General features: G+C 67.3%; 26 protein-coding genes. 12 read left to right on the plus strand and 14 right to left on the minus strand.

Translation table 11 applies throughout. The features are described 5' to 3' along the window. Window positions 1-3 precede the first annotated feature (3 nt). The 4 genes from VFG17_RS14855 (at window position 4) to VFG17_RS14870 (ending at window position 4,106) form a co-directional block, all read left to right on the plus strand. Window positions 4-1,410, plus strand: a complete 1,407-nt coding sequence (locus tag VFG17_RS14855) for an amidohydrolase (RefSeq protein ID WP_325030153.1) — start codon at window positions 4-6, stop codon at window positions 1,408-1,410. Then, entirely contained in the window at window positions 1,407-2,708 is a 1,302-nt protein-coding gene (locus VFG17_RS14860) for an amidohydrolase family protein (protein WP_325030154.1), read from the plus strand. The genes VFG17_RS14855 and VFG17_RS14860 overlap by 4 nt, the downstream gene beginning before the upstream one ends. A 149-nt stretch (window positions 2,709-2,857) precedes the next feature. After that, a complete protein-coding gene (locus VFG17_RS14865; protein ID WP_325030155.1) occupies window positions 2,858-3,559 on the plus strand; it encodes an NnrU family protein in 702 nt (233 codons plus the stop codon). A 7-nt stretch (window positions 3,560-3,566) separates the two neighbouring features. Next, window positions 3,567-4,106, plus strand: a complete 540-nt coding sequence (locus VFG17_RS14870; protein WP_325030156.1) for a DUF1003 domain-containing protein — start codon at window positions 3,567-3,569, stop codon at window positions 4,104-4,106. Window positions 4,107-4,172: 66 nt separating this feature from the next. On the opposite strand, the gene VFG17_RS14875 is transcribed toward VFG17_RS14870, so the two are convergent. Both VFG17_RS14875 and gltX read right to left on the minus strand, forming a co-directional pair. Beyond that, entirely contained in the window at window positions 4,173-5,456 is a 1,284-nt protein-coding gene (locus tag VFG17_RS14875; protein ID WP_325030157.1) for a citrate synthase, read from the minus strand. A 38-nt stretch (window positions 5,457-5,494) separates the two neighbouring features. After that, window positions 5,495-6,961: a glutamate--tRNA ligase gene (gltX, locus tag VFG17_RS14880; RefSeq protein WP_325030158.1), complete on the minus strand. Its 1,467-nt coding sequence runs from the start codon at window positions 6,959-6,961 to the stop codon at window positions 5,495-5,497. A gap of 110 nt (window positions 6,962-7,071) precedes the next feature. Between gltX and VFG17_RS14885 the strand changes: the two genes are divergently transcribed. Next, a complete protein-coding gene (locus VFG17_RS14885) occupies window positions 7,072-9,180 on the plus strand; it encodes a ComEC/Rec2 family competence protein (protein WP_325030159.1) in 2,109 nt (702 codons plus the stop codon). Here VFG17_RS14885 and lexA read toward each other — a convergent pair. The 9 genes from lexA to VFG17_RS14930 form a co-directional block, all read right to left on the minus strand. After that, complete coding sequence (gene lexA, locus VFG17_RS14890; protein WP_325030160.1) at window positions 9,134-9,826, minus strand: transcriptional repressor LexA; 693 nt, start codon at window positions 9,824-9,826, stop codon at window positions 9,134-9,136. The genes VFG17_RS14885 and lexA overlap by 47 nt on opposite strands. A gap of 75 nt (window positions 9,827-9,901) precedes the next feature. Next, the gene (gene glp / locus VFG17_RS14895; protein WP_325030161.1) at window positions 9,902-11,092 is read right to left on the minus strand and encodes a gephyrin-like molybdotransferase Glp; all 1,191 of its coding nucleotides are present in this window, start codon (window positions 11,090-11,092) and stop codon (window positions 9,902-9,904) included. Then, complete coding sequence (moaC, locus tag VFG17_RS14900) at window positions 11,089-11,559, minus strand: cyclic pyranopterin monophosphate synthase MoaC (RefSeq protein ID WP_325030162.1); 471 nt, start codon at window positions 11,557-11,559, stop codon at window positions 11,089-11,091. Before moaC ends, glp begins: the two co-directional genes overlap by 4 nt. Next, complete coding sequence (gene trpC / locus VFG17_RS14905; protein WP_325030163.1) at window positions 11,556-12,350, minus strand: indole-3-glycerol phosphate synthase TrpC; 795 nt, start codon at window positions 12,348-12,350, stop codon at window positions 11,556-11,558. Before trpC ends, moaC begins: the two co-directional genes overlap by 4 nt. Continuing rightward, a complete protein-coding gene (gene trpD, locus VFG17_RS14910) occupies window positions 12,347-13,345 on the minus strand; it encodes an anthranilate phosphoribosyltransferase (RefSeq protein ID WP_325030164.1) in 999 nt (332 codons plus the stop codon). The genes trpC and trpD overlap by 4 nt, the downstream gene beginning before the upstream one ends. After that, window positions 13,342-13,935, minus strand: coding sequence for an aminodeoxychorismate/anthranilate synthase component II (locus VFG17_RS14915; RefSeq protein WP_325030165.1), 594 nt, complete (start codon window positions 13,933-13,935; stop codon window positions 13,342-13,344). Before VFG17_RS14915 ends, trpD begins: the two co-directional genes overlap by 4 nt. Window positions 13,936-14,031: 96 nt before the next feature. Further along, window positions 14,032-15,093: an alpha/beta fold hydrolase gene (locus VFG17_RS14920; RefSeq protein WP_325030166.1), complete on the minus strand. Its 1,062-nt coding sequence runs from the start codon at window positions 15,091-15,093 to the stop codon at window positions 14,032-14,034. A gap of 228 nt (window positions 15,094-15,321) precedes the next feature. Further along, entirely contained in the window at window positions 15,322-16,317 is a 996-nt protein-coding gene (locus tag VFG17_RS14925) for an aldo/keto reductase (protein WP_325030167.1), read from the minus strand. Beyond that, window positions 16,314-17,561: a dicarboxylate/amino acid:cation symporter gene (locus VFG17_RS14930; RefSeq protein WP_325030168.1), complete on the minus strand. Its 1,248-nt coding sequence runs from the start codon at window positions 17,559-17,561 to the stop codon at window positions 16,314-16,316. Before VFG17_RS14930 ends, VFG17_RS14925 begins: the two co-directional genes overlap by 4 nt. 175 nt (window positions 17,562-17,736) lie before the next feature. Here VFG17_RS14930 and glmM point away from each other — a divergent pair, with 175 nt between their 5' ends. The 7 genes from glmM (at window position 17,737) to folP (ending at window position 24,542) form a co-directional block, all read left to right on the plus strand. Continuing rightward, the gene (gene glmM, locus VFG17_RS14935; RefSeq protein ID WP_325030169.1) at window positions 17,737-19,074 is read left to right on the plus strand and encodes a phosphoglucosamine mutase; all 1,338 of its coding nucleotides are present in this window, start codon (window positions 17,737-17,739) and stop codon (window positions 19,072-19,074) included. A gap of 32 nt (window positions 19,075-19,106) precedes the next feature. Then, window positions 19,107-19,331, plus strand: coding sequence for a DUF1272 domain-containing protein (locus VFG17_RS14940; RefSeq protein WP_325030170.1), 225 nt, complete (start codon window positions 19,107-19,109; stop codon window positions 19,329-19,331). Beyond that, window positions 19,328-20,473, plus strand: a complete 1,146-nt coding sequence (gene thiD, locus VFG17_RS14945) for a bifunctional hydroxymethylpyrimidine kinase/phosphomethylpyrimidine kinase (RefSeq protein WP_325030171.1) — start codon at window positions 19,328-19,330, stop codon at window positions 20,471-20,473. Before VFG17_RS14940 ends, thiD begins: the two co-directional genes overlap by 4 nt. Continuing rightward, complete coding sequence (locus VFG17_RS14950) at window positions 20,470-21,024, plus strand: ribonuclease HII (RefSeq protein ID WP_325030733.1); 555 nt, start codon at window positions 20,470-20,472, stop codon at window positions 21,022-21,024. The genes thiD and VFG17_RS14950 overlap by 4 nt, the downstream gene beginning before the upstream one ends. 27 nt (window positions 21,025-21,051) lie before the next feature. Further along, window positions 21,052-21,948, plus strand: coding sequence for an oxidoreductase (locus VFG17_RS14955; RefSeq protein WP_325030172.1), 897 nt, complete (start codon window positions 21,052-21,054; stop codon window positions 21,946-21,948). Between the two features lie 208 nt (window positions 21,949-22,156). Further along, window positions 22,157-23,296 (plus strand): site-specific DNA-methyltransferase, encoded by a 1,140-nt coding sequence (locus VFG17_RS14960; RefSeq protein WP_325030173.1) that lies wholly within the window; start codon window positions 22,157-22,159, stop codon window positions 23,294-23,296. 115 nt (window positions 23,297-23,411) lie between these two features. Then, a complete protein-coding gene (gene folP, locus VFG17_RS14965; RefSeq protein ID WP_325030174.1) occupies window positions 23,412-24,542 on the plus strand; it encodes a dihydropteroate synthase in 1,131 nt (376 codons plus the stop codon). Here folP and VFG17_RS14970 read toward each other — a convergent pair. From VFG17_RS14970 to VFG17_RS14980, 3 genes are read right to left on the minus strand one after another with little or no spacing between them, the layout of a single operon-like run. Beyond that, window positions 24,539-25,255, minus strand: coding sequence for an SDR family NAD(P)-dependent oxidoreductase (locus tag VFG17_RS14970; protein WP_325030175.1), 717 nt, complete (start codon window positions 25,253-25,255; stop codon window positions 24,539-24,541). The two genes, folP and VFG17_RS14970, sit on opposite strands and share 4 nt — an antisense overlap. Window positions 25,256-25,294: 39 nt before the next feature. After that, window positions 25,295-25,642 carry a metalloregulator ArsR/SmtB family transcription factor gene (locus tag VFG17_RS14975; RefSeq protein ID WP_325030176.1) on the minus strand — a complete coding sequence of 116 codons (348 nt, stop codon included), beginning with the start codon at window positions 25,640-25,642 and terminating at the stop codon, window positions 25,295-25,297. Further along, window positions 25,639-26,292, minus strand: a complete 654-nt coding sequence (locus VFG17_RS14980; protein WP_325030177.1) for an SRPBCC family protein — start codon at window positions 26,290-26,292, stop codon at window positions 25,639-25,641. Before VFG17_RS14980 ends, VFG17_RS14975 begins: the two co-directional genes overlap by 4 nt. Window positions 26,293-26,347 lie beyond the last annotated feature (55 nt).

The raw sequence follows: 26,347 nt of genomic DNA on the forward strand, positions 1-26,347 counted from the left end.
TCGATGATCAAGGGTGTGAAGGGCAGCCTGCTGGCTGCGGTGTCGCTGGCGCTCGTCGGTTGCGCGGCAAGCGGTGGGGGCGAAACGGCTTCGGCGAGCGACAAGCCCGCCGAAAAGCCGGCGAAGTTCAACAAGGATCCTTATCCGTCGACCTATAAGGCCTATCCGGGGCAGGTCACCGCGGTGCGCAATGTCACGATCTTTGACGGCGAGGGCGGGCGGATCGAAAATGGCACCGTGCTGCTGGCGGAGGGCAAGGTCGAGGCGATCGGCGGCCCCGAAACGCCGATCCCCGCGGACATCGCGGTCTATGACGGCACCGGCAAGTTCCTCACCCCCGGCGTTATCGACATCCACAGCCACCTTGGGGACTATCCCTCGCCGTCGGTCGACGCGCATTCGGACGGCAACGAGATGACGTCGCCGACGACGCCCGAGGTATGGTCCGAACATAGCGTGTGGCCGCAGGACCCCGGGTTCAGCCGCGCGCTGGCGAACGGCGGCGTCACCAGCCTGCAGATCCTGCCGGGCAGCGCGAACCTGATGGGCGGGCGCTCGATCACGCTCAAGAATGTCCCGTCGCGCACGGTGCAGGGAATGAAATTCCCCGGCGCGCCCTATGGCCTGAAAATGGCGTGCGGCGAAAATCCGAAGCGCGTTTACGGCGGCAAGGGGCGCGCTCCCTCGACCCGCATGGGCAATTTCGCGGTGAACCGCGCGACCTGGGCGAAGGCGGCGGCGTACAAGAAGAAGATGGACGACGGCAAGGCGGTCGACCGCGACCTTGCGATGGAAACGCTCGCGGGCGTGCTGGCGGGCGAGATCCTCGTCCACAATCATTGCTACCGCGCCGACGAAATGGCGCTCGTCATCGATATGTCCAAGGAATTCGGTTACAAGGTTTCGACCTTTCACCATGCGGTCGAGGCGTACAAGATCGCCGACATCCTTGCGAAGGAAGGCATCTGTTCGGCGATGTGGGCCGACTGGTGGGGCTTCAAGATGGAAGCCTATGACTCGGTCAACGAGAATATTCCGCTCGTCTACAAGGCCGGCGCGTGCACGATCGTCCATTCGGATGACGCGAATCAGATCCAGCGGTTGAATCAGGAAGCGGCGAAGGCGCGCGCCGCGGGGCGCCGCATCGGCATCGACGTCAGCGACGAGGTGGCGTGGACCTGGCTGTCGTATAATCCGGCGAAGGCGCTGGGGATCGCCGACCGGACCGGCAGCCTGAAGCCCGGCAAGATGGCCGACGTCGTGCTGTGGAACGGCAATCCGTTCAGCGCCTATACCCGCCCCGAAAAAGTGTGGATCGACGGCGCGCTGATGTTCGACGCGACGAACCCCGAGCGGCGGCCGGTGAGCGATTTCGAACTCGGCCAGCCGGGCGAAGGAGATGTGAAATGATGCGCGCGCTCCTTCTTTCCGCCGCCGCGCTGATCGCGGTTCCGGCCGCGGCGCAGGACGTCGCGATCGTCAATGCGAAGCTCGTTATCGGCGACGGCAGCGCGCCGATCGAGGGCGGCACCGTCGTCGTGCGCGGCGGCAAGGTCGTCGCGGCGGGCGCGGGCGTTGCGGTGCCCGCGGGGATCGAGCGCGTCGATGCGCAGGGCAAATATGTGACCCCGGGGATCGTCGCGGCGTTCAGCCGCGTCGGGCTGACCGAGGTCGATGCCGTCAGCGGCACCAACGACCGCTCGGCGCCGCGCACGCGCTTTTCGGCGGGGCTCGACATCGCGCCGGCGCTCAATCCGATGGGCTCGCCGGTCGCGGTCAACCGCGCGTCGGGCGTGACGCGCGCGATCGTCGCACCGAGCGGCAGCAGCAATTTGTTCGCGGGGCAGGGCGCGGTGGTCGACCTGGCCGACGACATGGACATGGTCACCAAGCCGCGCGCGCTGCAGTTTGTGGCGTTCGGCGAGGATGGCGCGTCGAAGGCGGGGGGCAGCCGCGCGGCGACCTTCCTCCTCTTCCGCGAGCAATTGCTCGCGGCGCGCAGCTATGCCCGCAATCCGGCGGTGCTCGCCGAATGGGGCAATGACGCGATGATCCAGCGCGCCGACGCCGACGCGCTCGTCCGCGTGATCGACGGCACGACGCCGCTGTTCGTGCGCGTCGACCGCGCGGTCGATATCGTCAATGTGCTGAAGCTGAAGGGCGAGTTCCCCGCGATGAAGCTCGTGCTCGTCGGCGCCACCGAAGGCTGGATCGTCGCGCGCGAGATCGCCGCGGCGAAGGTGCCGGTGCTCGTTTCGCCGCTCACCGACCTGCCGTCGAGCTTCGAACAATTGGGCGCGACGCAGTCGAACGCCGGACGGCTCAAGGCCGCGGGCGTCGACGTGTCGGTCGGCGTGTTCGACGACGATGACGCGCACAAGATGGGCTATGCGACGCAATATGCCGGCAACCTCGTCGGGCTGACGCGGGTGCCCGGCGCGAGCGGGCTGAGCTGGGATCAGGCTTTCGCCGCGATCAGCAGCGTGCCCGCGCGCGCGGTCGGCATGGAGGGCAGCATCGGATCGCTGCGCCCGGGCCGCGCCGGCGACGTCGTGATCTGGGACAATGATCCGCTCGAACTGGGCAGCCGGCCCACCGCCGTGTGGATCGACGGCAAGGCGCAGTCGCTGACGACGCGGCAGGACCGTCTGCGCGAACGTTACGAAACCCCGCAGGAAGGGGCGCTGCCCAAGGCTTACGACTGGTAAGGCGCGGCGCGGAGGTCTGTCCTTCGCGTCGCCCCGCATCGTCCATGTTGACACTGTTAGCTTTGTCGCGGATGGTGGCGGCGACGCCGTTGCGAGTCGCCCGCTGACGGGAGCTCGGTGCGGCAACCTTGCTCGATGAGGGATTGGCCATGCAGCCCATGTCGCTTCTGATCGTCACCTGCATTTTGTTCGTCGGATCGCATCTTGTCCTGTCGCACCCGCTGCGGGACGGGCTCGCGGGGCGGCTCGGCGAGCGGGGGTTCCAGATCGTCTATTCGATCGTCGCGATCGCGACGCTGATCATGGTGGTGCAGGCCTGGCGCGGTATGCCGCCCGAGCCGCCGCTGTGGGCGGTGGGCGATACGCTGTGGATGCTCGCCTCGCTGATCGTGCTGTTCGCGAGCATCTTGTTCATGGGATCGCTGATCGGCAATCCGGCGCTGCCCGCGCCGCACGCCGCGCGGGATGCGGCCGCGGCCGCGCGTGGGGTGTTCGCGATCACGCGGCATCCGATGATGTGGGGTTTCGCGCTATGGGCGATCGCGCATATCATGGTGATGCCGACGCCGGGCCAGATCATCCTGTCGGTAACGATCGTCGTCCTCGCGCTCGTCGGTTCGGCGGGGCAGGATGCGAAGAAGGCGCGGCTGATGGGCGAGGCGTGGCGCGGGTGGGCGGCGCGGACGAGCTTTATCCCCTATGCGCGGCAGGTCGCGGGCCAAGCGCCATGGATCGATACGATCCCGCGCGGGCATGCGCTGTTCGGCGGGATTGTCTTGTGGATCGTTGCGACCTGGGCGCATGGCGCGCTCGGGTATATGGTGGCGGGCATCTGGCGCTGGGTTGGATAGGAGTGAGATGAACGCCGACACGCACCTCAACGACCTGTCGCTGCGGCTGCTCGGGCGCGCCTTCGACGAACTTGACCCCGAGGAAAGCCGCGTGGTGCAGGCCGTCGCGCGGCGTGCGCCGAGCAGCCGCGATGCCGCCGACCTTGGCGATGCGCAGGCGAGCACGGGCGACAGGCTCGCCGACCGCGTCGCGGCGGTGGGCGGCTCATGGGCCTTCATCATCGCCTTCACGCTGATCCTGCTCGGCTGGATGCTGCTCAATTCGGAGGTGCTTCAGCATTTCGGGCTGGCGTTCGACCCCTATCCCTTCATCTTCCTGAATCTGATGCTCTCGACGCTCGCCGCGGTGCAGGCGCCGATCATCATGATGAGCCAGAACCGGCAGGCGGCGAAGGACCGGCTGACCGCGAGCGTCGATTACGAGATTAACCTGCGCGCCGAATTGGAGATCATGCGGCTGCACGAAAAGCTCGACCAGCTGCGGATCGCCGAGCTGGCGGCGAAGGTCGATGCGCTATGCGCGCGGCTGGATGGGGAGAGCGGGTAGGGGCGTTTGCCAAAAAAAGGGACCGCGGCGCGGTCCCTTTTTTGTTTGGCGTTCAAGTTGGTCGGCTTAGCGCTTGTCGACGGGCACGAACGGGCGATGCGTCGGACCGGTGTAGAGCTGGCGCGGGCGGCCGATCTTCTGCGCGGGGTCCGAGATCATCTCGTTCCACTGCGCGACCCAGCCGACGGTGCGCGCGAGCGCGAAGAGCGCGGTGAACATCGTCGTCGGGAAACCGATCGCCGAGAGGATCACGCCCGAATAGAAGTCGACGTTCGGGAACAGCTTCTTTTCGATGAAATAGGGATCGTTGAGCGCCATTTCCTCGAGCTGCAGCGCGACCTCGAACACCGGGTCGTTGACCTTGAGTGCGTCGAACACCTCGCGCACCGTCTTCTGCATCACGGTCGCGCGCGGGTCGTAATTCTTGTAGACGCGGTGGCCGAAGCCCATCAGGCGGAACGGATCGTCCTTGTCCTTGGCACGCGCGATATATTCGGGGATGCGCTCGGGGCGGCCGATTTCGCGCAGCATGTTGAGCGCGGCCTCGTTCGCGCCGCCATGCGCGGGCCCCCAGAGGCAGGCGATGCCCGCCGCGATGCACGCGAAAGGATTGGCACCCGACGAACCCGCGAGGCGGACGGTCGAGGTCGACGCGTTCTGTTCGTGGTCGGCGTGGAGGATGAAGATGCGGTCGAGCGCGCGCTCGACGGCGGGAACGACTTCATATTCCTCGGCGGGAACGCCGAAGGTCATGCGCAGGAAATTGCCGGTGTAGCTCAGCTTGTTGTCGGGATAGACGAAGGGCTGGCCGACCGAATATTTATACGCCATCGCGGCGATCGTCGGCATTTTTGCGATCAGCCGATGGCTGGCGATCATGCGCTGGTGCGGATCGTGGATCTCGGTCGAGTCGTGATAGAAGGCGCTGAGCGCGCCGACGACGCCGCACATCACCGCCATCGGGTGCGCATCGCGGCGGAAGCCGCGGTAGAAGGTCGCGAGCTGCTCGTGCAGCATCGTGTGGCGGGTGATCGTGTTGTCGAATTTTTCGAGTTCGCCGGCATTCGGCAGCTCGCCGTTGAGGAGGAGGTAGCAGACCTCCATGAAGCTCGAGTTTTCGGCGAGGTCGCCGATCGCATAACCGCGGTGGAGGAGGACGCCTTCGTCGCCGTCGATATAGGTGATCTGCGATTCGCAGCTCGCGGTCGAGGTGAAGCCGGGGTCGTAGGTGAAGGCGCCGGTCTGGGCGTAGAATTTGCGGATATCGACGACGTCGGGGCCGACGGTGCCCGACAGGACAGGGCTGTCGACGGTCTTGTCGCCCAGCGTGATTTTCGCGGTGTCGGTCATATTTTTTTCCCTGTTCTGACGGCGGGGAGAGAGAGTCGCTACGCCCCTGCCGGATAATGTTGCGCTGCGTCAAGTCGGGCGAGACTGACATCGCGTCCGAGCAAGAGCAGCACGTCGAAAATTCCCGGGGAAACGGTTCGGCCGGTTAATGCGGCGCGTAGGGGTTGCGCGAGTTTTCCGAGCCCCAGTTCGGCGGCTTCGGCTTCGGCGCGCACGGCCGCGTCCAGCTCTTCTGTCGTCCAGTCGTTCAGCCCGCGCAGCCGTTCGGTCACGGCAGTCAGCAGGCCTTCGGGCGCGGCCTTTAGCACCTCGACCGCCTTTTCGTCCACCGGCAACGGGTCCGGTTGGAAGAGGAAGGTCGCGCCGTCGGCGATTTCGTCGAGCGTCTTCGCACGCGGTTTGAGTGCATCCATCGCGCGCGTCAGCAGATCGCGATCGAGACCGTCGAGCGCGCGGCCGACGAGCTTTTCGACGCGTGGGGCGACGAGGTCCGCAAGGCGCGCGTCGTCGGCTTCGCGGAGATAATGGCCGTTGAGATTTTCGAGCTTTTTGAAGTCGAAGCGCGACGGCGAGCGGCCGACATGGTCGAGATCGAACCACTCGGTCGCCTGCGCGCGGCTGATGATCTCGTCGTCGCCGTGTCCCCAGCCGAGGCGGAGGAGATAATTGTTCACCGCTTCGGGCAGGTAGCCCATCTCGTCGCGATAGGCATCGACGCCGAGCGCGCCGTGGCGTTTCGACAGCTTGGCGCCGTCGGCGCCGTGGATCAGCGGAACATGCGCGTAAACGGGCTCGTGCCAGTTCATCGCGCGCAGCAGCGCCAGCTGGCGGAAGGCGTTGTTGAGATGGTCGTCGCCGCGGATCACGTGCGTCACGCCCATATCGTTATCGTCGACGACGACGCTGAGCATATAGGTCGGCGTGCCGTCGCTCCTGAGCAGGATGAAATCGTCGAGCTCGGCGTTCTGCACCGTGACGTCGCCCTGCACCTTGTCGGCGATCGTCACCGCGCCCTCCTGCGGCGCGCGCAGGCGAAGGACGTGCGGCGCCGCGGGATCGCCGTCGTCGCGATCGCGCCACGGGCTGCGCACGCGGAAGGGCTGGCGCTTTTCCTGCGCTTCGGCGCGCATCGCGGCGAGCTCGTCCTGCGTCAGATAGCAGCGATAGGCCTCGCCCTTCGCGAGCAGTTCGTGCGCGACCTCGGCGTGGCGCGGCGCGCGCGCGAACTGGAACACCGTCTCGCCGTCCCAATCGAGGTCGAGCCACTGCATCCCGTCGAGAATCGCGTCGATCGCCGCGTCGGTCGAGCGCGCGCGGTCGGTGTCTTCGATCCGCAGCAGGAATTTACCGCCATGGTGGCGTGCGAACAGCCAGTTGAACAGCGCGGTGCGCGCGCCGCCGATATGCAGATAGCCGGTCGGCGAGGGGGCGAAGCGGGTCACGACGTCGGCGCCGGTCGCCTCGGGGGTCACTCCGGCCGTTCTGGTTTGGTTTTCGGTTGCCACTACGGCCTCTTTCACTCACTTTGCCGCCCTGTTGGACGGGGATCGGGGGTGCCCCTAGCATGGCGACAAGTCCGCTTCAAACGCCCATTTCGACGCGTCGGGCGGCTGTCTTGCAACGGACGGGCGAAGCGCTCGAAGCGCGGCTCGAAGCCGAGCGCGAGCGGATCGGGCTTTGGCTCCCCGTCGCATTGGGCGCGGGGATCGCCGCCTGGTTCGCCTTGCCCGCGCATGCGCATTGGATCGGGCTGCTGCTAGCGCTGGCGGCGGGCCTGTTGTTCGGGTTGCTGATCGGCTGGCACAGCCGGTTCGGCCGCGCACTTGTCGTCGGGAGCGGGGCCGCGGCGGCTGGAATCCTGCTGATCTGGGCCCGCGCGCTGTGGGTCGCGGCGCCCGTGCTCGCGGCGCCGGTAACGACGAGCTTTTCCGCCATAGTCGAGCGCGTCGAGCCGCTTCCGGCAAAGGGGCAGATCCGCATCCTCGCGCTGCCGCAGCGGCGGAGCGACCTGCCGCCACGTGTGCGCCTGACGCTGCGCACCGAACAGGCGGTGGGGCTTGCCGACGGCGAAACGATCGGCGTCCGCGCGCGGTTGATGCCGCCGCCGACCGCGAGCCTGCCGGGCGGCTATGATTTTGCCCAGCGCGCCTGGTTCGACGGAATCGGTGCGGTCGGGACGATATTGGGCGAGGTGTCCGGCGTGCCGGGGAAGGAAGCCGCCGCGCCGCGGCTGCGCGCTCGGCTGAGCGCGCATATCCAGGGCGAGGTCGAAGGTTCGGCGGGCGGCATCGCGGCGGCGCTGGTGACCGGCGACCGCGGCGCGATTTCCGAGGCCGACGAGGAGGCGATGCGCCGCAGCGGCCTCGCGCATCTGCTATCGATCAGCGGGCTGCATGTGACCGCGGTGGTCGGTTTTGCCATGCTGCTGGCGATGCGCCTGCTGGCGCTAAACCGGCGGCTGGCGCTCGCGGGCCTCGTCCTGCCGCTCGCAGCAGCGGCGGGGGCGCTCGCGGGCGGAGGCTATACGCTGCTCGCCGGCGCCGAGGTGCCGACGCTGCGGTCGTTCATCGCGGCGCTGCTCGTGCTCGTCGCCTTTCTGATAGGGCGCGAGGCGCTGACACTGCGGCTTGTTGCCGCGGGCGCGCTGATCGTGTTGATCTGGCGGCCCGAAGCGCTTGCGGGGCCAAGCTTTCAGCTGAGTTTTGCCGCGGTCACGGCGATCATCGCGCTGCACGAAAGCCGGGCGATGCAAGCGTTCATGGCCCGCCGCGACGAGCCGTGGCTATTCCGGCTGGGGCGCGGAATTGCCGGATTGTTGATCACCGGCTTGGTCGTCGAAGTCGCATTGGCGCCGATCGCGCTGTTCCATTTCCACAAGGCGGGCCTTTACGGCGCGCTCGCCAATGTCGTCGCGATCCCGCTGACGACCTTTGTCATCATGCCGGCGGAGGCGCTCGCGCTGTTGTTCGACAGCGTCGGCTTGGGCGCGCCCTTCTGGTGGGTGGCCGAACAGGCGCTGCTGGCGCTGATCGCGCTGGCGCACGGCGTCGCCGATGCGCCGGGGGCGGTCGCGACGATGCCGAGCTTTCCGCCTTGGGGTTTCGCTCTCGCGGTCTTCGGCGGACTGTGGCTGCTGCTGTGGCAGACGCGCTGGCGCCGCGCCGGGGCGGTGCCGCTGATCATCGGAATGGCGGCGCTGCTCGCCGCGCCGCGCCCCGACCTGCTCGTTACGAGCGACGGGCGGCATATCGCCGCCGCGCTGCCCGGCGGCGGCTATGCGCTGCTGCGCGACCGGGCGGGCGACTATGTGCGCGATACCGTAGCCGAAGCCGCCGGCGTCGACGCGCCGCTTTTGGCATTGGCCGAGCTGGGCCATGTCGAATGCAATCGCGATTTCTGCCGCTGGGCGCAGGGTGAGGGGCGGGCGCGGCGCATCATCCTGGCGTCGCACGGCCGCGACCGGATCGAGGGTGCCGACATGGCGGCTGCCTGCGCCGCCGCCGACGTCGTGATCAGCGACCGCTGGCTACCGCGCGAATGTACGGCACGCTGGATGACGATCGATCGCGACAGCCTCGCCGAATCCGGCGGGCTGGCGCTCTATCTGGGCGATGCGCCAAGCGCCGTCGCCGCGCTTCGCGCGGGCGACGCGCATCCGTGGCGCCGTCCGCAGCAGCTTAGTGGTAACGACGAAGCAGTCCCGACAAACGCCCTTGCACGATGACGCGCTCGGCGGGGTAGCGTTGCGGCTCATAGGCGCTGTTCGCCGGGTCGAGCCGGATCATCTGCCCTTCGCGGCGGAAATATTTGAGCGTCGCGTCCTGTCCGTCGACGAGCGCGACGACGATGTCGCCCTCGCGCGCGGTGCTCGCCTTCTGGATCAGCGCATAGTCGCCGTCGAAGATTCCCGCCTCGACCATCGAGTCGCCCGATACTTCGAGCGCATAATGTTCGCCCGACCCGAGCAGCGCGGCGGGAACCGCGAGATTGTTGTGATCCTCGAACGCCTCGATCGGTACGCCCGCGGCGATCTTGCCGTGCAGCGGCACCTCGACGATGTCGTTCGCCGCGATCGGCCGCATCGCGGCCGGGCTCTTGCGCAGCGGCACGACATTTTCGCGCGCCGGTTCGCGTGCCACCGACGCCGATTTCGCCGCTTCGGGCACCTTGAGCACTTCGAGCGCGCGCGCGCGGTTGGGAAGGCGGCGGAGGAAACCCCTTTCTTCCAAGGCGCTTATCAGTCGGTGTATGCCCGATTTCGACTTGAGGCCGAGCGCCTCCTTCATCTCCTCGAACGACGGCGAAATGCCGCTCGTGTCGAGGCGTTCCTGGATGAAGTGGAGCAGTTCATGCTGCTTCGCGGTCAACATCGGTCGTTCTCCATGATGACCCGTTGCTGCCGGGCCGGACATAGCGAGAACGATAGTGGAACAAATCGGAACTTGTCAAGCGATGACGATATAGTCCGCCATGTCGCCGGCATCGCGCGGCGGCGCGCCGATGTCGCGGATCAGCAGCGCATTGGCCGAAGCGAGCGGAAGGGTGCGGCCGCTTTCCTGTCCGATCATCGGCGTCAGGCGGCCGTTTTCGAGTCGCGCGCGGAGGTAATCGCGGCGTGTTCCGCCTTCGCCGAGCGGCGCGGCGAGCGGTGCGCGATGCACGGGCGGCAAGGGGGTGCCCGCCCCGGCCAGGTGGCGGACGAGCGGCAGCAGGAACAAGGTCGCGGTGACGAAGGCCGACGAGGGATTGCCGGGAAGGCCGAGGAGGATCGCGTCGCCGAGCGTTCCCGCGATCAGCGGCTTGCCGGGCTTCATCGCGATCTTCCAGAAATCGAGCCGCCCGCCGGCATCCTCGAGCGCGCCGCGGACATGGTCGTGATCGCCGACCGACGCGCCGCCGACGGTGACGATGACGTCGTGACGTCGCGCCAACTCCTTGAGCGCGCTCGCGATTTTGGCGCGGTCGTCGGGAATATGGTGCGGCAGCGTGGGTGCGGCGATCTCTCCGGCGAGCATCGCGGCGAGCATGACGCCGTTGCTTTCGGGGATCTGGCCGGGCGCGAGCGCGCGCCCGGGCTGGACAAGTTCGTCGCCGGTCGTGACGATCGCGACGCGCGGGCGGCGGCCGACGGCAAGCTGCCCCGCGCCGCTCATCGCCGCCGCGGCGATTGCGCCCGGGGTCAGGCGGGTGCCCGCGGCAAGCAAGCGATCGCCGGCGGCGAAATCGGCGGCGCGCGTGCGGACATGGCGTCCGCGCGCGCCGGGGCCGTCGCGCGTCAGCGCCAGCTCATCGCCCTTGCGCGCGACATCCTCCTGGACGATCACGGTGTCGGCGCCGGGGGGGAGGAGGGCGCCGGTGAAGATGCGCATCGCCTCGCCGGGACCGACGCTCCGGTCGGGCGCCGCACCCGCGGCGCTTTCGCCGATGACGGTCCACGGGCCGGGCAGGTCGTCGTAGCGGATCGCATAGCCGTCCATGGCGGAGAGGGGCGCCGCGGGCTGGTCGCGCCGTGCGATGACATCGTCCGCAAGATGGCGGCCAAGCGATTCGGAAAAGGCGATATTTTCGCTACCGAGCGGGCCGCGCAGCGCGAGGAGCCCCGCCTGCGCTTCCTCGACGGCGAGCAGGCCGCTCATTCGGCGCGCCAGTCGCCCGAGCGGCCGCCGCTCTTTTCGAGGAGGCGGATGTCGCCGAGGACCATCGCGCGGTCGAGCGCCTTCGCCATGTCGTAGAGGGTGAGGAGCGCGACCGAAGCGGCGGTGAGCGCCTCCATCTCGACCCCCGTCTGACCGGTCGTCTGCGCGGTGGCTGTGACAGCGATGCCAACCTCTTCCCACGTAAAATCGACACCGACCTTGGTCAGCGCGAGCGGGTGGCAAAGCGGGATGAGGTCGGCGGTGCGCTTCGCGGCCATGATGCCGGCGATGCGTGCGGTCGAGAGGACGTCGCCCTTGGGCGCGTTGCCGCTGCGGATCGCTTCGAGGGCCTCGGCGGACATGGTGATCCGCCCGCCAGCGACCGCGCGGCGTTGCGTCGCGGGCTTGGCGCCGACATCGACCATCGACGCTGCCCCGCTTTCGTCGAGGTGCGTCGGCCGCGTCATGCTGCGGCGCCCTCGAGCAGCGCCCTCGTTGCCACCGTGACGTCATCCTGGCGCATCAGGCTTTCGCCGACGAGGAAGGCTTTGACGCCGCTTTGCGCCAGCCTTGCGCAGTCGGCGTGGCTCGCGATGCCGCTTTCGCCGACGAGCAGCGTGCCCGGCGGGACGCGCTTCGCGAGGCGTTCGGTGACCGCGAGGTCGGTTTCGAAGGTGCGCAGGTCGCGGTTGTTGACCCCAATCAGGCGCGACTTGAGCTGCGCGAGCGCGCGGTCGAGTTCGGCCTCGTCGTGCACCTCGACGAGTATGTCCATGCCGCGTTCAAGTGCGGCGGCCTCGATCTCCTGCATCACGCCATCGTCGAGCGCGGCGACGATGATCAGGATCGCGTCGGCGCCGATCGCGCGCGCTTCGGCGACCTGCCACGGATCGACCATGAAATCCTTGCGCAACGCGGGAAGCGCGCAGGCGGCGCGCGCGGTGACGAGATAATCTTCATGCCCCTGAAAATAGGGCGCATCGGTGAGGACCGACAGGCAGGCGGCGCCGCCCGCGGCATAGGCGCGGGCGTGATCCGCCGGGTTGAAATCCTGCCTTATCAGGCCTTTGGATGGCGATGCTTTCTTGATTTCGGCGATCAGGGCAAAGCCGCCGGCATCGATTTTGGCCTGCAGCGCTTTGGCGAAGCCGCGCACCGGGCCGGCGTCGATGGCGTCAAGATCCGAAAAGGAACGCGCCGCGCGGCGCTCGGCGACTTCTTCGGCTTTGGTCGCAAGTATCTGGGTTAGCTTGTTCATTTATAGGCGATCCAGCAATTAAGCAGCGCGTTAGCAAGGCCCTTGTCGATCGCCTCGGCGGCTTCCTCGACGCCTTCGAGCAAGGTCGCGGCGGCGCCGGCGACGACGAGCGCCTCGGCAGCGTTGTAGAGCACCGCGTCGCGATAGGCGCCGGGCTCGCCCTGCAGCAGCCCGCGAAGCGCCTTCGCATTATATTCGGCGTCGCCGCCGCGAATTTCGGCGAGCGAGCGCGTCGGGAGTCCGGCATCGGCGGCGACGCTGCGCTGCATCCGCACGCCTTCGGGCGTCACCACCGCGACCTCATTGCCGCCCGCGAGCGACAGTTCGTCGAGCCCCTCGTCGCCCGAGATCACGCGCGAATGCTCGGTGCCGAGCCGGTGCAGCGCCTCGGCATAGACGGGGACATAGGCGGGGCGCGCGATGCCGACGAGCTGGCGTGTGACGCGCGCGGGGTTGGCGAGCGGCCCCATCAGATTGAAGATCGTGCGGCGCCCGATCGCCCGTCGGATCGGCATGATGCGCTTCATCGCCGGGTGGCGCGTTCCGGCGAAGAGGAAACAGATGCCGAGGTCGGCGAGCTGTTCCTGCGCCTGCCGGTCGGCGCGCTCCATGTCGAGGCCGAGCGCTTCCAACGTGTCGGCGGCACCCGATTTCGAAGAAGCCGCGCGATTTCCGTGTTTTGCGACCGGAACCTCGCACGCCGCGACGACGATCGACACCGCGGTCGAGACGTTGAGCGTATGATGGCCGTCGCCGCCGGTGCCGCAGACGTCGATCGCGCCGGCGGGGGCGTCGATCGGGATCAGCCGCTCGCGCATCGCTTCGGCCGCGGCGGCGATTTCGACCATCGTTTCGCCGCGGTCGGACAGCGCGATCAGGAATTGGGTGACCTGCTCATCGGTCGCGCCGCCGTCGAGCATCGTCGCGAAGGCGTCCGCCGCCTCGTCGTGATCGAGCAGCGCCGAGGGGTCGGGGAACGGGCCGAAGCGGCTCATGCCGCCTTCCGCTCGCCGACCGGCAATAATCCCGCGATCTTCAGGAAATTGGCGAGCATCGCATGGCCATGCTCGGTCGCGATGCTTTCGGGGTGGAACTGGACGCCGTGGATCGGCAGCTCGGCGTGCCGGAACCCCATCACCGCGCCGTCGTCGCTGGTCGCGTTGATGACGAGACCCGCGGGAATGTCGACGACCTCGAGGCTGTGATAGCGCGTCGCCTGAAAGGGCGAGGGCAGGCCCGCGTAGAGCCCGCTGCCGTCGTGGCAGACCGGCGAGGTCTTGCCGTGCATCAAATGGCCGCGCTGCACCGTGCCGCCGAAATGCTGGCCGATCGCCTGATGGCCGAGGCACACGCCGAGCAGCGGGCGCCGCGCGTCGGCGCAGGCGGCGACGAGGTCGAGGCTGATGCCGGCTTCGTTCGGGGTGCAGGGGCCGGGCGAGATCAGGATCGCATCGGCGCCGGTCGCCAGTGCCTCTGCCGCGGTCAGCGCGTCGTTGCGCTCGACGCGCACGTCGACCCCCAACTCGATCAGATAGTGAACGAGGTTGAAGGTGAAGCTGTCATAATTGTCGATGACGAGGATCATGGGCGCGCACTAACGGTTTTGCGGGACTTGGGGAAGGGATAGAAGCTTGGGACGCCGCAAACCCAACTTCGTCATCGCGGCGAAGGCGCGGCGGACCTATTCCGCCATCAGCTTCGCGAGATCATCCTTCCAGAATTTCGCCCATGTGTGGGTGCCGTGGCCCTTGGTCTCGGCGCTCGCGGGGATGAGGATGAACCTAGCCTTCTTCATGCGCGGGGTCGCTTTTTCGGTGATGCCATAGGCGGGCGGGTTGATGAAATCGTCGGCCGAGTTGATCCACAGGACGGGCACCTCGATCTTTTCGAGGTCCGGCCAGGGATTATAGGTTCGCGAGCTGTCGAGCTGGTAGATCGCGTCATTGGCGTCATTGCGGCCATAGGCGCGCGCGAAGGCCTGATCCTTATATTGTTCGGCGGCTTCGCGCGTCGGATATTGCGCCTGCAGCGCATAGGGGTTGGCGCCCGCGATCAGGACGAGCGAAGCGGCGGTGCGCAGGCCTGCGGCGGGCGGCTCTTTGTAATCGCCGCCGTTCCACAGCGGGTCGGCCTTGATCGCGTCGATCGACAGCGTCCGCCACATGCGGTTCTGCCCCGCGATCTCGACCGGCAGGCAGGCGAAGGGCGCGAGCTTTTCGGCGAAGCCGGGGCGCTTCGTCCCCCACATGAAGGCGTGCATGCAGCCCATTGAGGTACCGAGGATCAGCTTCAATTTCTTCACGCCGAGCTTTTCGGTGAGCATCCGGTGCTGCGCGGCGACCATGTCGGCGTAATCATAGCGCGGGAATTTCATGCGCAGCCCGTCGCTCGGCTTCGACGAGCCGCCATGGCCGATATTGTCGGGCAGGATGATGTAATATTTGCTCGCGTCGAGCGGCTGCCCGGGGCCGAACAGCTCGCCCGCGAACTGCGGCTGGAAGAATTGCTTTCCGGTCCCGCCGGTGCCGTGGAGGATCATCACCGCGTTGGTGACATCGCCCTTGGCATCGCGCTGCGGGGTGCCGAGCGTGGTGTAATGGATCTTGAGCTCGGGCAGTTTTTCGCCGGTCGCGAAAGTGAAATCCTGAAGGATAGCATCGCCCTCGACCGCGCTGTCGATCGTCTGCGCCTGCGCGGCGGGGCTGATCAGGATAAGGGCGAGTGTGGCGAGAATCTGGCGCATGGGAGCGAGGCTAGCGGGTTTGTCTTGCGGGGGTAAGCCTTGTCGGTGGAGGGGAGGGGGCGTCTGTTTTGGGGGGAGAGCTGTCGTTTAGAGAATGCGTCGCCCCCGCGAAGGCGGGGGCCGTTAGCGGCCTTATTCTGCGGCGTCGCGTAAACCGACAGCGGCCCCCGCATTCGCGGGGGCGACGGCTAGTTTCGGTCGCTCGCAGCCGCACGACCCGCTACAAGATCACAGCCGCACCATCCGCATTCCCTGTTCGCCATAGCGCGGGCCGCTGGTGCCGCCCTTGGGCGCGGCGGCGTCGATCGCGGCGAGGTCTTCGGCGGTCAGCGTCACGTCAGCGGCGGCGACGCTGTCCTCCATCGTCGCGCGGCGCTTGGTGCCCGGGATCGGCACGATGTCCTCCCCTTGCGCGAGCAGCCAGGCGAGCGCGACCTGCGCCTTCGACGCGCCATGTTTGTCCGCCACCGCGCCGATCGCATCGACGATCGCGAGGTTGGCGGGGAGATTCTCGTCCGAATAGCGCGGGTCGTTGCGCCGCCAGTCGCCCTCGGGAAGCTCGTCGCGGCTGCGCACCGCGCCCGCGAGGAAGCCGCGGCCGAGCGGCGAATAGGGGACGAAGCCGATGCCATGTTCGCGGCAGACGGGAAGGATTTCGTCCTCGATATCGCGTTCCCAGATCGAATATTCGCTCTGCAGCGCGGTGATCGGCGCGGCCTTCGCGGCGCGGCGGAGCGTTTCGGGGCCGGCTTCGGAGAGCGCGATGTGGCGGACCTTGCCCTCCTTCACCAGCTCCATCATCCCGCCGACGACCTCCTCGATCGGCACATTGGGATCGACGCGGTGCTGGTAGAAAAGGTCGATCGTGTCGATGCCGAGCCGCTGGAGCGAGCCTTCGCATGCGGCGCGGGCGTTCGCGGGCGAGCCGTCGACGCCGGTGATCTGCTTGCCTTCGAAGCGGAAGCCGAATTTGGTCGCGATGACGAGGCCGTCGCGCTTGCCCTTGATCGCCTCGCCCAGCAATTCCTCGTTGCTGAACGGGCCATAGATTTGCGCGGTGTCGAAGAAGGTGACGCCAAGGTCGATCGCGCGGTGGATCGTGCGCGTCGATTCACCCAAGTCGGCGGCCTCGCCATAAAGGATGTTGCCGCCCCGGATCATCGGCATGCAGCCGATGCCGATCGCCGAAACTTCGAGGCCGTGGCCGAGCTTGCGATATTTCATGGGACTTCTCCTGCAGGTTCATTTTCGACGCCGTCGGCGGCATATTTGGTCGCGGCGACGTCGCCGATAACATTGCCGATGGTCCGGAAGATGTCGGGAAAGGTCTCGACCGCGACGAGCAGCCCCAATGGCGCGACGGGAACCCCCATCGACACCGCGATCGGCGCGATCGAGGTCACGAAGCTGATCGAGCCGGGCAGGCTGACCGAGGAGAGCGCGGCGGCGATCGCGACGGCGAGGCCGATCGCCATCTCCCACGGCGTCAGTTCGACCCCGAACAGCCAGGCGACGTAGACGACCACGGCGAGGTTCATCGCGGGGCTGGTGAAGCGGAACAAGGCGACCGCGAGGGGCAGCACGACATCGGCTTTCTTGGGATCGACGCCGAGCTCCTCCGACGATTTCAACATCGCGGGCAGGCTGGCAAGCGAGCTTTGCGTGCTGATCGCGACCGCGAGCGTCGGCACCATCGCGCGCAGGAAACGCGGCGGCGCGATGCCGACGACGAACCAGGCGAGCAAAAGTCCGAGGATGATGCAGCTGACGCCTATCCCTGAGAGAATCAGCACATAATGGATGAGGCCGCCGAACGCCGCGAACCCGGCCTTGACCGCGAGCGCATAGCCCAATGCGAAGACGCCGATCGGCGCGAGCGCGAGCACCCAGCCGATGACGATCAGCATCGCGTCGCCAAGCGCCTTGAACAATCCGGATAGCGTCGCGCGCTGCGCTGGTTCGAGGCGGGTGATCGCGAAGGCGAAGATGGTGGTGAAGACGATCAGCGGCAGGATCGCCGTTTCAGCCGCTGCGGCGATCGGATTGGTCGGGACGAGCGACAGCAGGAAATCGCCGAAACTGGGCGACGGCCCCGCCTCCGCCGTGCCGCCGAGCCCGTGGCGCAAGGCTTCGGCGGCGCCGGGCGAAAGCGGAAAGAGCCGCAGCAGCAGCGGCGTCATCAACAGCGACATGAGGCCGGAGAGGAAGATCGCGCCTAGGAAGGTCATCACCGCGCGGAAAGCGAGCGTGCCCGCGCGCGCGGCATCGGCGGTGGCGGTGATGCCGGTGATCAGCAGCGCGACGATCAGCGGGACGATCGTCATCTTGAGCGCGTTAAGCCAGAGCAGCCCGATCGGTTCGATCCACGGCAGCGACGCGGTTCCGGCGGCGGGCGAGACCAGCTCGACGCCAATACCGAGAAGCATGCCGGCGATCAGCGCCGAGAGGATGAGCCAAGCGGATTTCAAGACGGATTCTCCCGGCGATTTTTCTGGCCAGCTTGCCAAGCAAAAGAGGGTGACTTAGAGCACCTCCCGAAAGAAACGGGAACCGGTTTTTGGGCCGGGAAATGCTCCGCGGGGGCCATCCCGCGGGAAGCCGGGGCAGGCATTTGCCGGCCATGGTTAGTGTAGCAGAGGGACGATGCGCAAATTTTTCGGAACCGACGGGATTCGCGGCCTGACCAATCAGGTCCCGATGACGGCGGAGGTCGCGATGCGCGTCGGCATGGCGGCGGGCGCGCATTTCCTGCGCGGAACGCACAAGCATCGCGTCGTGATCGGCAAGGACACGCGACTGTCGGGCTATATGCTCGAAAACGCGCTCGTCGCGGGCTTCACCAGCGTCGGCATGGACGTCGTGCAGGTGGGGCCGATGCCGACCCCGGCGATCGCGATGCTGACGCGCTCGATGCGCGCCGATCTCGGCGTGATGATCTCGGCGAGCCACAACCCGTTTCGCGACAACGGGATCAAGCTGTTCGGCCCCGACGGCTATAAATTGTCCGACGAGGACGAGGCGCAGATCGAACATCTGCTCACCGTCGAGCCGAAGCTCGCCGATGCGGGGCATATCGGGCGCGCGAAACGCATCGACGACGCGCGCGGCCGCTATATCCATGCGGTGAAGCAGAGCCTGCCCGAATCGGTCCGCCTCGACGGGCTGCGCATCGTGCTCGATTGCGCCAATGGCGCGGCGTATAACAGCGCGCCGACGGTGTTCTGGGAACTGGGCGCCGACGTGGTCGCGATCGGCGTCGAGCCCAATGGTACCAATATCAACGACAAATGCGGATCGACCGCACCCGCGATGCTGCAGGAAACGGTGGTCGCAAGCGGCGCCGACATCGGGATCGCGCTCGATGGCGACGCCGACCGGCTGATCGTCGTCGACGAAAAAGGGACGATCATCGACGGCGACCAGATCATGGGGCTGATCGGCGCGAGCTGGGCGCGGCAGGGGCGGCTGAAAGGCGGCGGCGTCGTCGCGACGGTGATGTCGAACCTCGGCCTCGAACGCTTTCTGGAGGGCGAGGGGCTGCGGCTGGAGCGCACCAAGGTCGGCGACCGCTATGTGCTCGAACGAATGAAGGAGGGCGGCTTCAACGTCGGCGGCGAACAGTCGGGGCATATGATCCTGTCGGACCATGCGACGACCGGCGACGGCACGCTCGCGGCATTGCAGCTGCTCGCCGAGCTGGTTGCGGCGGCGAAGCCCGCGAGCGAGTTGCTCCACCAGTTCGACCCGGTGCCGCAGCTTTTGAAGAATGTCCGTTTCGCGGGCGGCAAGCCGCTCGACGACAAGCATGTCATCGCCGCGATCGCCGAGGGCGAGGCGGCGCTCAACGGGCGCGGCCGCCTCGTCATCCGTCCGTCGGGCACCGAGCCCTTGATCCGCGTGATGGCCGAAGGCGACGACGCCGGGCAGGTCGAACAGGTCGTCGACATGATCTGCGACGCGGTGCGCGCGGCGGCGGCCTGACCATTTGTTTTGAAAACTGAAAGAGATTTACCATGCTTGAAATGCGACCCGATTGCGAAAAATGCGGACGCGATTTGCCGGCGAACCTTCACGGCGCCTTCATCTGCTCGTTCGAGTGCACCTTCTGCGCGAACTGCGCCGACAAGCTCGACGAGCGTTGCCCCAATTGCGGCGGCGACCTGCTCGACCGGCCGCTGCGCGAAGGCGCGGCGCTGGCGAAATTCCCGGCTTCGACGGAGCGAAAGCATAAGGCGTGACCGCACGCGTCCTGATAATCGCCGGATCGGATAGCGGCGGCGGCGCGGGAATCCAGGCCGATATCAAGGCGGTGACGATGCTCGGCGGCCATGCGATGACCGCGATCACCGCGATCACCGCGCAGAATACGCTCGGCGTGCAGGGCGTGCATCCGGTTCCGACCGACATGGTGCTCGCGCAGATCGACAGCGTCGCGTCCGACATAGGCGTCGATGCGGTCAAGATCGGCATGATCGGCAGCGCCGAAACCGCCGCGGCGGTGGCCGAACGATTGTCGCGGCCCGACCTCGCGCAAGCTGCGCTGGTTTTCGATCCGGTGATGATCGCGTCGAGCGGGTCGGTGCTCGCCGACGCGGCAACGATCGCGGCGTTCAAGGCCCTGCTCGATCGCGCGATGGTCGCGACCCCGAACCTGCCCGAGCTCGAAGCCCTGGGCGGCGAGGAGGCGGTGCTCGCGCACGGCTGTTCGCTGCTCGTCAAGGGCGGCCATGCCGAGGGCGAGACGGTGATCGATCGCCTGCTCGAAACGGGCGAGGGCGAGGTCGCGCGCTGGGAAGCGCCGCGCATCGACACACCGCACAGCCACGGCACCGGCTGCACGCTGGCGAGCGCGATCGCGACCGGGCTTGCACAGGGCATGCCGCTCGAACCCGCGATCGCGCGCGCGCGCGATTTCGTGCGGCTGTCGCTGCATGGCGCGCCGGGGCTGGGCGCAGGCCATGGCCCGATGGGGCAGCAATATGTGCGCAGCGACGGGTTGTTCACGGGACCGGCGCTCAATCAAATCACCTTGCCGGCGAACGATTATGCGGTGTCGGTGGCTTTCTACAAGCAACTCGGGCTGCTCCAGATCGTCGACAGCCCCGACAATGGCTATGCGCGGTTCGAAGCCGCCAACGGCGTCACCTTGTCGATCCATGCCGGCGACGGCGCGGCGGGCGGAGCGACGACCTATCTGGAGAGCGGCGCGCTCGATGCCTGGGTCGCCTATCTCGCGCGGCGCGGGGTGCGTTTCGACCAGATGCCGAAAGACGAGGATTGGGGATGGCGCGAGGCGTGGCTGACCGATCCCGCGGGCAACCGGCTCTGCCTGTATCAGGCGGCCGAATATCGGAGATATCCGCCGTGGCGGATTTCATGATCGTCGGGGTCGACGAGGCCGGACGCGGGCCGCTGGCGGGGCCGGTGGTCGCGGCGGCGGTGCTGCTGTGCGAGGGCGGGATCGCCGGGCTCGACGACAGCAAGAAACTGACCGCCCGGCGCCGCGGCGAACTTGAGATCGAGATCAAGGCGCGCTGCCGCTGGGGCGTCGGCGAGGCGAGCGTCGCCGAGATCGACCGGATCAACATATTGCAGGCGACCTTCCTCGCGATGACGCGCGCGGTCGAGGCGCTGGGGTTCGAGCCCGGCGAGGTGCTCGTCGACGGCAACCGCCTTCCCAAATGGCGCTACAGCGCGCGCGCGATCATCGGCGGCGACGCGCTGCATCCGTGCATTTCGGCCGCGAGCATCCTCGCGAAGGAGCATCGCGACCGCTTCATGGCCGGGGTCGCGCGCGACTATCCCGGTTTTGGCTGGGAGACCAATATGGGCTATGGCACGCCCGAGCATCTCGCGGCGCTGCGCCGGCACGGCCCGACGCCGCATCACCGCGCCAGTTTCGCGCCGGTCGCGCAGCTGACGCTGATCTAGCCCGGTTCGGGACCGAGGGGGGACGCAATGAGCAGGGGATTTTCCGCCGACGATGTCTCCGCCCAGACCGGCCGCACCTTCCTCGTCACGGGCGCCAATGCCGGCATCGGGTTCGAGACCGCCAAAGTCCTCGCGGCGCGCGGCGCGCATGTGATCCTCGCCTGCCGCGACACCGACCGGGCCGAGGTCGCGATGAACCGCATCCAGGCCGACGTGCCGAACGCCGAGCTGTCGCTCCTGCCGCTCGATCTCGCCGACCTCGACCAGCTTCGCGATGCGGCGAAGGCGGTGCTCGCGGGGCCGCGGATCGACGTGCTCGTCAACAATGCCGGGGTGATGATCCCGCCCCGGACGCTGACGAAGCAGGGTTATGAGTTGCAATTCGGGGTGAATCACCTCGGCACCTTCGCCTTCACCGGGCTGGTCCACGGCCATGTCGACGACCGCATCGTCATCACCGGCAGCATCGCGCACCGCAACGGGACGATGGATTACAGCGACCTGTCGGCGGCGCGCAGCTATCACAACTGGCCGCGCTACCAGATGAGCAAGCTCGCGAACCTGCTTTTCATGTTCGAGCTCGACCGCCGGTTGGGCGCCGCGGAGCGAGCGACGCAGGCGATCGGTTGCCACCCCGGTGTCGCGCTCACCGAATTGCAGCGCCACCTGCCGCTGCCGCTGCGCGCGATGACCCCGCTCGCGTCGCCTTTCTTCAACAGCGCCGCGCAAGGGGCGTGGCCGACGTTGCAGGCGGCGACGGGCGCGCATGTGCAGGGCGGCGACTATCTGGGACCGCAGGGGCTGGGCGAAGTGTCGGGACGCTCGGGCCCGGCGCGCGCGACGCGCACCGCGCGCGATCCGAAACTCGCGCGCGAACTGTGGATGCGCTCGATCGAGCTGACCGGGGTCGATCCGGGAATTTGACGAAATTTTTTCGGGGGGTGAGTCCTCATCGCCACACCACTAGTGGTTGAGTCCGCGATTCGCGGCAGACTCCATATCGTGTGCCAGACTCGTTTCGTTCTCATCGCGTTAACGATTGTGATACCCGGAATCCCTAGAGTCCTGCGCTTGACGGCGGACTCCGCCTGACTCATCAGGGCCTTCTTTCAGTCGAAGACAGGGGCGAAACATGGGTGTGATGGAACGGGTCAAGGCGCCGGCGACGAAGCAACGGACGCCCAAGGTCGACCCCGCGGACCTGCCGCTCGACAGTATTTTGCAGGGCGATTGCGTCGAGATGATGCGCAGCCTGCCCGCGGCGTCGGTCGACATGATCTTCGCCGACCCGCCGTACAATCTCCAGCTCGGCGGCGACCTGCTGCGCCCCGACGGCAGCCAGGTCGACGCGGTCGACGACGACTGGGACAAATTCGACAGCCTCGCGACCTATGATCGCTTCACCCATGCCTGGCTCAAGGAAGCGAAGCGCATCCTGAAGCCGAACGGCAGCATCTGGGTGATCGGCAGCTATCACAATATCTTCCGCGTCGGCACCGCGCTCCAGGACAATGGATACTGGATCCTCAACGATATCGTGTGGCGCAAGGCGAACCCGATGCCCAATTTCAAGGGCACGCGCTTCACCAACGCGCACGAAACTTTGATCTGGGCGTCGATGGGCGAGAAATCGCGCTATACCTTCAACTATCGCGCGATGAAGACGCTGAACGACGAACTTCAGATGCGCAGCGACTGGCTGATCCCGATCTGCGGCGGTCAGGAGCGGCTCAAAAAGGGCGGCACCAAGGTGCATCCGACGCAGAAGCCCGAAGCGCTGCTTTATCGCATCCTGCTCGCCTGCTCGAACCCCGGCGACGTGATCCTCGATCCCTTTTTCGGCACCGGCACGACGGGCGCCGTCGCGAAGCGCCTCGGCCGCCACTTCATCGGCATCGAGCGCGAGGATGATTATATCGCCGCGGCGAACGAGCGCATCGAGCTGGCGCTGCCGCTCGACGAGAGCGCGGTGAAGACGATGATGGCTTCTAAAGCTGCGACGCGCGTCGCGTTCGGCACGCTCGTCGAATGCGGGATGATCGCGCCGGGAACGCTGCTGACCGACACCAAGCGCCGCTGGAAGGCGAAAGTGCGCGTCGACGGCAGCCTCGATTGCGAAGGTCAGGCGCCGGGATCGATCCACAAGGTCGGCGCGGGCGTGCAGGGCGCGCCGAGCTGCAACGGCTGGACTTTCTGGCATGTCGATACGGGCAAGGAATTGCGCGTGATCGACGCGGTGCGGCAGGACTGGCTGCTGGCGAACGAGGCGTAGGCGATTACTGAAATCCGTTTGCCCTGAGTTTGTCGAAGGGCAGTCCTTTTCTTCGGCACTGCAAAGGAAGAACGGTGCTTCGACAAGCTCAGCACGAACGGTTAGGGGGAAGCCGATGTTCGCACCGCTGACCAAGCCCGACCTCGGCAAGACGTGGGAGGACGCGCGCGTCTACCTCCGTCCGACCTGCTTCGTCGACCGGCCGCACGAGCTGGACGAGGATTGCTTGCGGATTGCCGACACGATGGTCTGGTTCGCGGCTTGGCATATCAGCCTGCGCGACGATGATGCAGTCAAATCGGCAGTGGTGCCGGTGGCCGAACTCGACGGATGGATCGCGGCGATGCCCGACCGGCTCGCCGAGGCGGCGACGGTGCAGCGCGCCGGTGTGGCGCGCCCGCGCGGCAACCTTCAACTCGGCGAACGGACGATCCGGCTGGGCGAACCGCAGCTGATGGGGATTTTGAACGTCACGCCCGACAGCTTCTCCGACGGCGGCAAGCATGTCGATACTGCGGCCGCGGCGGACGCAGGCTTTGCGATGGGCGCCGCGGGCGCGGCGATCATCGACGTCGGCGGCGAATCGACGCGGCCGGGCGCGCCGCTGATCTGGGAAGGCGACGAGATCAAGCGCATCGAGGGCGTCGTGTCGGCGCTCGCCAAGGGCGGCGTCGCGGTGTCGGTCGACACGCGCAAGGCCGCGGTGATGGAAGCGGCGCTCGCGGCGGGCGCGCACATCGTCAACGATATTTCGGCGCTGCGCTACGACGACCGTGCGATGGAGGTGGTGGTCAGGGCCGGCTGTCCCGTCGTGCTGATGCACGCGCCGTCGGCGAAGAGCGACCCGCACGAGGGCGGGACTTATGCGAATGTCCTGTTCGACGTCTACGACATGCTCGCCGAGCGGGTCGCGGCGTGCGTCGCCGCGGGGATCGACCGGGCAAAGATCATCGTCGATCCGGGGCTCGGCTTCGGCAAGGGGGTCGGCGACAATCTCGCGCTGGTGAACGGCCTTGCGCTGTTCCACACGCTCGGCTGCCCGATCCTGTTCGGTGCGAGCCGCAAGCGGATGATTGGTGCGCTCGACAATGAGGCGCCCGCCGACCAGCGGCTCGGCGGCACCGTCGCGTTGCACTATCAGGCGGCGACGCAGGGCGCGCAGCTGCTCCGCGTCCATGACATCGCCGAGAACCGGCAGGCGCTCCGCGTGTGGCGCGGACTGCGCGACGCGGCGCTGAGCGGTTAGAGCGAATAGCCGCCGTCGGCGGTCAGCACCGCGCCGGTGATATTCGCCGCGTCATCGGACAGCAGGAAAGCGATCTGGCGCGCGACCTCGTCGGCGCTGGCCCAGCGGCGGAGCGGCGTCGCCGCCTTTGCCATCGCATCGATCGCGGCTTCGCGGCTGCCCTGTTCGGCGACCATCGCGGGGAAGAAGTCGAGCTGGTCCCAGATCGGCGTGTCGACCCCGCCCGGCGCGATCGCGTTGACGCGGATGCCGTGCGGCGCGCCCTCTTTCGCCGCGACGCGCGCGAGCTGGATCACGCCGGCCTTCGACGCGCCATAGGCGCCGACGCCGGGCTCGGCCTTGATGCCCGAGATCGATGCGGTGACGACGATCGCGCCGCCGCGCCCATGCGCGATCATCGCGCGCATCGCCGCCCGCAGCGTCAACATCGCGCCGTCGAGATTGACCGCCAGGGTGCGGCGCCAGGTCGCGAAATCCATGTCGGCGATCGCGCCGGCGCTCGAAATGCCGGCGTTGACCACGGCAAGGTCGAGATCGGCGAGCTCGCCGGCGAGCGCATCCCACATGGCGGGGCTGGTGACATCCTGCCCCCGCGACACATCGACGCCGACGACGCGCGCGCCGCTTTCGGCGAGCAGCGCGGCGGTCGCGGCGCCGATGCCCGAGGCATGGCCCGTGACGAGCGCCGAACATCCGGTGAAAGAGCGGGTCATCGTATCAGCCTAATCGTCCGCGCATCGCAAGTCGACCGGCTAGCCTTGGCCGTCCTCCTCCCGCCGCGCCTTCTTTCCGCGCGCGACCTCGGTCGCGAGCGCCTCGAAGCGCGGTTCCCAGGTGCGGCGAAAGCGCCCGACCCACGCGTCGATCTCGTCGAAGCGATCGGGCGCGACGGCATAGAGCCGTCGCCGCCCGTCGGCCCGCGATGTCGCGAAGCCGCTGTCGCGCAGGATGCGCAAATGCTGCGACACGGCTGGCTGCGAGATGGCGAATTCGGCGGCGATGACCTCGACGATCTCGCCCGACGCGCGCTGCCCGTCGGCGAGCAGCTCCAATATACGGCGGCGGACCGGATCGCCGAGGATGTCTAAGGCGTGGCTCATTCGGGCGCAGCGGCGCCGGTGTAGAAGGCGGTCGTGCTCGCGCCCGCGCTGGTCGCTGCATCCTCAGCGGTTCCATAGGCGATCGATGCGGCGGTCCAAGCCTCGCTGCTCCAGGTCGCGAACGCCTTGCCTTCGTCGCTGAGCGCCCACGTTTCCTCGGCGAAACGTTCGTTGCTCTCACCGGTTTCGATGTGCCAGCCGAGGCCCATCAGCGACAGGTCCCAGCCGACGCCGACCGCGCCGGGGCCGAATTTGTCCCAGAATTCCTCCGACTTGTCGTCGAGCGGAGCGATATGCTTGAGCGTGAGGCGCGTGCTGTCGTCGCCGGCTTCGGCCAGCTCGACCTCGACCCAACTGACCCCGCCGCCGAATTCCCAGGTGAGGGCGAAGCTCTTCGGCGGCTCGCACGCGGTAACGGTGCCGCCGGCATTGCCCTTGATCTGATATTTTCCGCCGAGGGTGAGGTCGCCTTCGACCGGCGCGAACCAGCGCGGGATGCGCGCCTTGTCGGTGATCGCGTTCCAGAGATCGTCGATATGGGTCGGATAGTCGCGCGAAGCGACCACGGCGCGCGCCGGCGCGCCATCGTGTGTGACATCCTCGACCTTGCGGATGACCATGGCGGCCTGGGCGATGGTATCGAACGGCATGATGATTCTCCCGATTACTGTCGGGACAAACATATAAGCTTAAACTTATATATCA

Source organism: Sphingopyxis sp., from assembly GCF_035686825.1.
In the GTDB taxonomy this organism is placed as follows: domain Bacteria; phylum Pseudomonadota; class Alphaproteobacteria; order Sphingomonadales; family Sphingomonadaceae; genus Sphingopyxis.

Bases quoted from the DNA above. Each gene is read 5' to 3' on its own strand.
- VFG17_RS14960 (WP_325030173.1), top strand. From the start codon at position 22,157: ATGGGTGTGATGGAACGGGTCAAGGCGCCGGCGACGAAGCAACGGACG.
- VFG17_RS14855 (WP_325030153.1), top strand. From the start codon at position 4: ATGATCAAGGGTGTGAAGGGCAGCCTGCTGGCTGCGGTGTCGCTGGCG.
- glp (WP_325030161.1), bottom strand. From the start codon at position 11,092: ATGAGCGGCCTGCTCGCCGTCGAGGAAGCGCAGGCGGGGCTCCTCGCG.
- VFG17_RS14970 (WP_325030175.1), bottom strand. From the start codon at position 25,255: ATGACCCGCTCTTTCACCGGATGTTCGGCGCTCGTCACGGGCCATGCC.
- moaC (WP_325030162.1), bottom strand. From the start codon at position 11,559: ATGACGCGGCCGACGCACCTCGACGAAAGCGGGGCAGCGTCGATGGTC.
- trpD (WP_325030164.1), bottom strand. From the start codon at position 13,345: ATGAGCCGCTTCGGCCCGTTCCCCGACCCCTCGGCGCTGCTCGATCAC.
- VFG17_RS14870 (WP_325030156.1), top strand. From the start codon at position 3,567: ATGAACGCCGACACGCACCTCAACGACCTGTCGCTGCGGCTGCTCGGG.
- VFG17_RS14940 (WP_325030170.1), top strand. From the start codon at position 19,107: ATGCTTGAAATGCGACCCGATTGCGAAAAATGCGGACGCGATTTGCCG.
- VFG17_RS14875 (WP_325030157.1), bottom strand. From the start codon at position 5,456: ATGACCGACACCGCGAAAATCACGCTGGGCGACAAGACCGTCGACAGC.
- glmM (WP_325030169.1), top strand. From the start codon at position 17,737: ATGCGCAAATTTTTCGGAACCGACGGGATTCGCGGCCTGACCAATCAG.
- VFG17_RS14950 (WP_325030733.1), top strand. From the start codon at position 20,470: ATGATCGTCGGGGTCGACGAGGCCGGACGCGGGCCGCTGGCGGGGCCG.
- VFG17_RS14925 (WP_325030167.1), bottom strand. From the start codon at position 16,317: ATGAAATATCGCAAGCTCGGCCACGGCCTCGAAGTTTCGGCGATCGGC.
- VFG17_RS14865 (WP_325030155.1), top strand. From the start codon at position 2,858: ATGCAGCCCATGTCGCTTCTGATCGTCACCTGCATTTTGTTCGTCGGA.
- VFG17_RS14915 (WP_325030165.1), bottom strand. From the start codon at position 13,935: ATGATCCTCGTCATCGACAATTATGACAGCTTCACCTTCAACCTCGTT.
- VFG17_RS14860 (WP_325030154.1), top strand. From the start codon at position 1,407: ATGATGCGCGCGCTCCTTCTTTCCGCCGCCGCGCTGATCGCGGTTCCG.
- folP (WP_325030174.1), top strand. From the start codon at position 23,412: ATGTTCGCACCGCTGACCAAGCCCGACCTCGGCAAGACGTGGGAGGAC.
- lexA (WP_325030160.1), bottom strand. From the start codon at position 9,826: ATGTTGACCGCGAAGCAGCATGAACTGCTCCACTTCATCCAGGAACGC.
- VFG17_RS14980 (WP_325030177.1), bottom strand. From the start codon at position 26,292: ATGCCGTTCGATACCATCGCCCAGGCCGCCATGGTCATCCGCAAGGTC.
- VFG17_RS14975 (WP_325030176.1), bottom strand. From the start codon at position 25,642: ATGAGCCACGCCTTAGACATCCTCGGCGATCCGGTCCGCCGCCGTATA.
- trpC (WP_325030163.1), bottom strand. From the start codon at position 12,350: ATGAACAAGCTAACCCAGATACTTGCGACCAAAGCCGAAGAAGTCGCC.
- VFG17_RS14955 (WP_325030172.1), top strand. From the start codon at position 21,052: ATGAGCAGGGGATTTTCCGCCGACGATGTCTCCGCCCAGACCGGCCGC.
- VFG17_RS14920 (WP_325030166.1), bottom strand. From the start codon at position 15,093: ATGCGCCAGATTCTCGCCACACTCGCCCTTATCCTGATCAGCCCCGCC.